The organism is Pseudomonas sp. PME37.24/025, assembly GCF_055556615.1.
In genome coordinates this window covers 1-265 of sequence record NZ_JBVHNK010000270.1, presented here as the reverse complement: position 1 = coordinate 265, position 265 = coordinate 1, and the positions used below count along the sequence as shown (strand labels likewise).

Annotated in this window: 1 protein-coding gene; it reads left to right on the top strand. The window is 57.4% G+C overall.

Annotated features, from left to right (window positions below; genetic code table 11):
* Window positions 1-18 precede the first annotated feature (18 nt).
* The coding region (locus ACZ3HH_RS30335; protein WP_465810315.1) for a YncE family protein at window positions 19-265 on the top strand (247 nt) is incomplete at its 3' end.

The following is a 265-nucleotide window of genomic DNA, read 5'->3' as shown; positions in this document are numbered from 1 at the left end:
GACGGCAAATGGATTGTCGTGACCAGCGAATCCGGGAACGCGATCTATCTGATCGATGCCGTCACTTTGAAAATGGTCAAATCGATTGCCGTCGGGAAGCGTCCCAGGGACGTGGCCTTCGCTCAGGACAACAAGACTCTCTACATCTCCGGCGAATTCGACGCCTCGATCTTCACCACGACGATTCCCGATGCGGACAGCGCGACGAAATTGCTGCAGCTGCGCACCGAGGACAGGCCCATGGGAGTCATTTTCGATGCGCCGC